Annotated in this window: 8 protein-coding genes; 7 read left to right on the top strand and 1 reads right to left on the bottom strand. The window is 44.8% G+C overall.

Features of this window, described 5'->3' with window-relative positions:
- Positions 1–358 precede the first annotated feature (358 nt).
- Positions 359–1,183 carry a nuclear transport factor 2 family protein gene (locus F6K53_RS34885; RefSeq protein WP_293072136.1) on the bottom strand — a complete coding sequence of 275 codons (825 nt, stop codon included), beginning with the start codon at positions 1,181–1,183 and terminating at the stop codon, positions 359–361.
- A 312-nt stretch (positions 1,184–1,495) separates the two neighbouring features.
- Here F6K53_RS34885 and F6K53_RS34880 point away from each other — a divergent pair, with 312 nt between their 5' ends.
- The 7 genes from F6K53_RS34880 (at position 1,496) to nblB (ending at position 5,819) form a co-directional block, all read left to right on the top strand.
- Entirely contained in the window at positions 1,496–1,633 is a 138-nt protein-coding gene (locus F6K53_RS34880) for a hypothetical protein (RefSeq protein ID WP_293047788.1), read from the top strand.
- On the top strand, positions 1,626–2,690 hold the full coding sequence (gene murG / locus F6K53_RS34875; RefSeq protein WP_293072137.1) for an undecaprenyldiphospho-muramoylpentapeptide beta-N-acetylglucosaminyltransferase: 1,065 nt from the start codon (positions 1,626–1,628) through the stop codon (positions 2,688–2,690). Before F6K53_RS34880 ends, murG begins: the two co-directional genes overlap by 8 nt.
- A 531-nt stretch (positions 2,691–3,221) precedes the next feature.
- On the top strand, positions 3,222–3,485 hold the full coding sequence (locus F6K53_RS34870) for a Tom37 metaxin N-terminal-like domain-containing protein (protein ID WP_366511386.1): 264 nt from the start codon (positions 3,222–3,224) through the stop codon (positions 3,483–3,485).
- Between the two features lie 84 nt (positions 3,486–3,569).
- Positions 3,570–3,869 (top strand): glutathione S-transferase C-terminal domain-containing protein, encoded by a 300-nt coding sequence (locus tag F6K53_RS34865; RefSeq protein WP_293072138.1) that lies wholly within the window; start codon positions 3,570–3,572, stop codon positions 3,867–3,869.
- Positions 3,870–3,999: 130 nt separating this feature from the next.
- Positions 4,000–4,413, top strand: coding sequence for a DUF4351 domain-containing protein (locus F6K53_RS34860; protein WP_075896758.1), 414 nt, complete (start codon positions 4,000–4,002; stop codon positions 4,411–4,413).
- 191 nt (positions 4,414–4,604) lie between these two features.
- On the top strand, positions 4,605–5,072 hold the full coding sequence (locus F6K53_RS34855) for a CBS domain-containing protein (protein ID WP_293072139.1): 468 nt from the start codon (positions 4,605–4,607) through the stop codon (positions 5,070–5,072).
- Between the two features lie 84 nt (positions 5,073–5,156).
- Positions 5,157–5,819, top strand: coding sequence for a phycobilisome degradation protein NblB (nblB, locus tag F6K53_RS34850; RefSeq protein WP_293072140.1), 663 nt, complete (start codon positions 5,157–5,159; stop codon positions 5,817–5,819).
- The last annotated feature ends 171 nt before the right edge of the window (positions 5,820–5,990 follow it).

Genomic DNA, 5,990 nt, shown 5'->3' with positions numbered 1-5,990 from the left:
GAATCGGGAATCGGGAATCGGGAATCGGGAATCGGGAATCGGGAATCGGGAATCGGGAATCGGGAATCGGGAATCGGGAATCGGGAATCGGGAATCGGGAATCGGGAATCGGGAATCGGGAATAGTAATAAGATTTGATTCTCTGTTGATGCACTAGCTCATGGGAAGCAGGGCTGTTTCATTCTCGTAAAACATAGATAGGGCTAATTTTACCCATCTCCCCATCTCCCCATCTCCCCATCTCCCCATCTCCCCATCTCCCCATCTCCCCATCTCCCCACACCTCCTAAACTTCCCACATTTCCTACTCCCTACTCCCTACTCCCTACTCCCTACTCCCTACTCCCTTCAAACCTAATCACTCAACCACATGTAACCGTCGAGTAATCATAATCATCCCATCCCCCCGAATTAATATAGCTGAAATCCAGCGGTCTTCTGGTAACAGTGGGGCTCGGCCAACCTTAAAAATTCCCCCGGCAGCCAAAGATTCCAGGTCAATCTCCGTGGGATTAGTATAGCGCTTTGAGCTGACCGATTCTTCTATAGCTACTCCCAGCAGCAAATCATCTCCGAGGGGTTCGGTGACAATGGCATCAAAATTAAATCGCTGACCAATACGCACTTGTTCTGGTAACTTCACCGTTAGCTTGGGAGGATTGGCTCCTGATGTGATTTGGGAACGCTCTGCCAAAATGGTTGAATTGACAATTTTTTGGTTTTCAAAGCGCTGACGCGATCGCAAAGTCGATTCAAATTTCGTCTTACTAGCATCCTGTTCGTTACTAGTAATATAAGTCACAGTTTCTGCCACAATTGCGTTGCCCTCTTGCTGCCAATCCGTCAGTTCCGTGCGGTAATTCAACAAAGGGTAGCGCTGCCACAATTGAGTCAACGCTTCTGCCATCAACTGCCGACTTAAGCCATCGGAGTTAGTAAAATTAGCGCTATAGAATCCCAGCAACCCTTCAACATCCTTGCCATTAGCGAAGCGATCAATTTGGCTGAGGGTATCTTTAAGCTGAGGCGGTGCGGTTTCCGGACTATCTGCTTGGGCTTTCAGAGGAGAGCCGAGGGTCAACCCTGCCGTTAATAGTACAAATACTGACCAGTCCAAAGAAATAGACTTGACTTTAGTAGTAAAAGAGGATAGTCGTTGCAGTAAGGTTGCTGGATTGGTCATTGGTAACTGGTAACTGGTAATCGGTAACTGGTAACTGGTAACTGTTAATTAGTAACTAGTAACTGGTAATTAGTAATTGATCATCGATGATTGGAGAAAGGGTAATCCCTTGCACCAATCATACCAAATCTAGTTTGATAACCTATGTCTAGTCCAGACAGTCGTGATCTCGAGATTTTCATCGGTGGGCGTTCACCCTTAGCTTTGAAAAAGCGCGGGGTCGCACCACTGCTAGGGTTTTAGGAAGGATTTGTTCCCGATTCCCGATTCCCGATTCCCGATTCCCTATTGATGTAATGAGGTAGAAAGGATTTGTTCCGACTTCCCGATTCCCGACTCCCGACTCCCGATTCCCGATTCCCGATTCCCTACTCCCGATTCCCTACTCCCATTAACCCAAGTCAAACGTCCCTCACCCAATTGATCAAGGAGACCAATAGCCGTGTCTAAGTCACCCATTCGATTGCTGATTGCCGCTAGTGGTACGGGGGGACACATATTTCCCGCCCTCGCAGTAGCCCAACACTTACCCAATTACACTATTGAGTGGCTTGGTGTTCCTGACCGCATTGAAAATGAGTTGCTACCACCAGACTACCCCCTGCACACCATTGCCGTAGAAGGCTTTCAACAACGCTTCGGTCTCGGTACTCTAAGCATTGTTACCCGCCTGGTCAGTTCAATTTGGCAAGTGCGGCAACTGCTGAGAGAGGGTAAATTTGATGGTGTCTTCACCACTGGGGGTTACATCGCTGGACCTGCAATTATGGCAGCACGGTGGCAGGGTCTACCTACCATTATACATGAATCTAACGCTATTCCCGGAAAAGTAACCCGCTGGCTAAGTCCCTTTTGCAATACCGTAGCCCTAGGGTTTGAAGCCGCTTCCAAGTACTTACCCCGGATTAAAACTGTAACCGTTGGTACACCAGTGCGCGATAGTTTTCAACTGACTCAGGCCCTGGAACTCCCGATTCCACCAGAGGTACCCTTGATTGTGGTGGTTGGGGGTTCCCAAGGAGCAGTGGCAGTGAATAAACTAGTGCGCCAATGTGCTCCCGTCTGGTTTGAAGCTGGTGCTTGGATTGTTCATTTAACTGGAGAAAAAGACCCAGAGGCTAACACTCTTAGCCATCCTCAGTACCTGTCTATGCCCTTTTATGACCAGATGGCACCATTACTGCAACGGGCAAACTTAGCCATTAGCCGTGCTGGTGCCGGAACCTTAACGGAGCTAGCTATAAGTGAAACACCAGCCATTCTGATTCCCTACCCTTATGCAGCAGAAGACCATCAAGCTTTCAATGCAGCTAGCTTTAAGGATTCTGGTGCTGCTTTAGTATTTCGTCAAGACCAGTTGACTCACGAAACGTTAGAACAGGAGGTGCTGGCTTTACTCAAGTCACCAACTAGGTTAGAAGATATGAAACAAAAAGCAGCTAGTCTTGCGATTAGGGATAGTGGAAAGCGTTTAGCTTCTCTAGTTCGTGAGTTAGTTGAACAATGAAATATTAAATGGGAAAGGGAGTAGGGAGTAGGGAGCAGGGAGCAGAGAAGAGGAAAGAGAAAAATTAGGTGTATCTCATTAGGTTAAAAAGTGCTTTATTTTATTTTATATAATAAAAATTGCTCAACCCGAGTAATATAAAGAAAATAATTGCAAAAAAAACCAAAATTTACTGTAGGCTATATTAGAGGTTTTGATTCGATAATGACTAGATTAATTTAATAAATTATTATCATTTTACCATTCATTATATATATAGCGTTTTTCGTAGCTATGAGGTACACATTCTTTTTCACCTCTTCCCCTCCTGGGAGGGGTTAGGGGTGGGTTCCTATTCCCTGCTCCCTGCTCCCTGCTCCCTGCTCCCTGCTCCCTAAAAACCAGAAATTTGTACCTCAAAAGTCGTATAATTGCTATAATAGTTATTGGTAATATCGAACCAAATTTACTTTTATGATTACTTTGTATAAGGCACCACCTTTCTGGGGATTACCGAGCATTAGTCCACCCTGTATGAAATTATAAACTTGGCTGCGTATAGCTAATATTGCTTACGATATCGAGATTCCTAAGGACTTTGCTAAAGCTCCCAAAGGCAAAATTCCTTTTATAGACTATGAAGGAAAACTGATCGGAGACTCCACCCTAATTATCGAGATGCTTAAGGAAAAAGAGGGCATAGATCCTGACGGCGATTTGACCTCAACCGAAAAAGCAATATCCTTAGCTTTTCGGCGGATGCTGAAAGAAAATACTTATTGGGGAGAGCTTTATATTCGTTATAACATTGAATAAAACTGGCAAGTCTTAAAACAAACATTAACGAATCTCTACTTTGCTGGAAGCTCGACACCAGAATCGGAACAGTTTTTCCAACAGGTGCGAAAGTCCATTTATAATCAGATTTATGAACAGGGCATTGGTCGTCACTCCGAGAAGGAAGTTTGTGAAATTATTAATGCTGATTTTCAAGCCCTGTCTGATTATTTAGCAGATAAACCATTTTTTATGGGGGATAAAGCGACCACTTTAGATGCAACGGCTTATGGTTATATTGGAAACATGATTTTACCTCCTTTCAAGAGTATGATTATTGATCGCGTATCTCAATTTAAAAATATCTGTCAATATTGTGAACGGATGAAACAGGAGTTTTTTCATGATTATTTGCCTTCTTAATCGAGAGTCACTTAATTTGTGTTTGAATCTATAATTCTATTGTATTATTGTTGTCACCTCCTCAAGTGGCCAAGTCGTGTAATCTAGCAGAAATTCAGAATCAATATGGAGACAATGGGAGGCATTTGCGATGACAGAAGTGAAACGGTATTGGATGATCGTTCATTACGAAACTGAATTTGAAGCGGAAAACGAAGACGAAGCCTATCACGATATTCGACTCGGTAATACAATAATCGAAAACGCAACAGTAGTGGCCAAAGAGCTTCCTGAGTCTTTAGAAGGGGGTCACCTCAAAGAAATTATTAACGAAGCTAAACTCGAAGCCCGACGAGAAGCAGCGGTGTCTATCCTGCTGGCACAACTCGCCTGGAAAACCGAAGACTATGCTCTGAGGTGGGAAGGACTCTCTAAGCTGGCACCTCAGAGACAGGAGCAAATTGAAGCACTATCTTTGGAACAAATTGAATCTCTGAGTATAGATGCGATCGCGTTTTCTAGTATGGCCGACTTGGAGGGTTGGCTTGATCGTTTTTATGGTTGAGAAGGGTTTGTGTATTAGGTGGGTGGGATCTAAGCTGAAGACTACTCACGCTGCCTTTGCTGCGGTCAAAGCTTACGGTAAAAGCTTAATCAACCATAAAGTTTTCAGACTTCTATCACCTTCTAGACTAAGGCAGTGGGAGAATATAGTTATCACCTGGCAAACCATTCAAAACCCTTAAAAACCCAACTATGGCCAAAACCGTTGCTGAAGTCATGACCCGCGAGCCGATCGTAGTGCAGCCCCAAACACCGATCAAGGAAGTCATCAAAATTATTGCTGAACAAAGCATCAGTGGCTTGCCAGTGGTTAACGAAGCAGGCAAATTGGTAGGAGTGATTTCAGAAGCTGACTTGCTGTGGCAGGAGACAGGAGTAGAACCGCCAGTCTATATCATGTTTCTCGACAGCGTGATTTACTTAGAAAATCCTGCCCGTTATGACCAAGAACTCCATAAAGCCCTCGGACAAACCGCTGGGGACGTAATGACTGGTCATCCCATGAGCATCAAACCCGATAAACCCTTACGGAAAGCGGCTAAGTTGATGCAGGAAAAATCAATCCACCATTTACCAGTAACAGATGAGGCAGAGCAAGTGATTGGAATTCTGACATCTGGGGATATTGTCCGGGCCATGGCAGCTGAATTAGCGAATTAAGGAAACTGTTCTATCTCAAACAGTGTTCACGGTGAACAAGTAACATGGTAAGTTGAGTTTTGGCTACATATAGATCAAATACCCATGAGCGTTACTCGTGAATCTGTCCAAGAGCTGCTGAATTCATCGGATTTTGGCCACCGCATTAGAGGATTAAACCAACTACGCCAGCTGGAACCATCGGTGGGGTTTGAGCTAATTCAACCCTTGGTTAAAGATAACAATGTTCGGATTCGATATGGGGCAGTCAGCCAGCTCGATACCTTGGGTGATCAGGATTTAACCGTATCTTTGACCCTATTACGCGATCGCCTTTTGAATGATCCAGAACCAGATGTTCAGGCAGCAGCAGCGGATTCCTTGAGTGCCTTGAAGCTCACCGAAGCCTATGATGATTTAGAGCAAATCTATCACCAAACCACTGAGTGGATCGTTAAATTTAGTATTATTGCTGCCTTAGGGGAACTAGGTGAACCCCGTTCATTTCAAATTTTAGAAGACGCTCTCAAATCCGATACCAGTTTAATCCAAACAGCCGCCATTAGTTCCTTAGGAGAATTGGGAGACCCCCGGGCTGTGCCTCTGCTGATTCCCTTTGCCACTAATTCCGACTGGCAAATTCGTTACCGGTTAGTACAGGCACTGGTTAATCTGGGAGGAGAAGAGGCTAAGGCAGTCCTAGAAACATTAGCTAATGACAGTGTTGAGCAGGTGGCTAGTGTAGCGCAAGATGGCTTAAAAGCATAAGGCTTGAACAGGGAATAGGAAGAAGACTGTGGGGAGAGGGGCTCACAGGGGTAGGTTTTTTACATTTGGGTCGGGAGTCGGGAGTCGGGAGTCGGGAGTCGGGAGTCGTCAGAAGCGGGAAATGGGCAGAATTACCCCGGAAATGATTGTGTATTTTGATACATATTTTAA

The sequence above is a fragment of the Moorena sp. SIO4A1 genome (genome assembly GCF_010672065.1).
GTDB lineage: Bacteria > Cyanobacteriota > Cyanobacteriia > Cyanobacteriales > Coleofasciculaceae > Moorena.
This window is presented reverse-complemented; position numbering and strand designations above follow the sequence as displayed.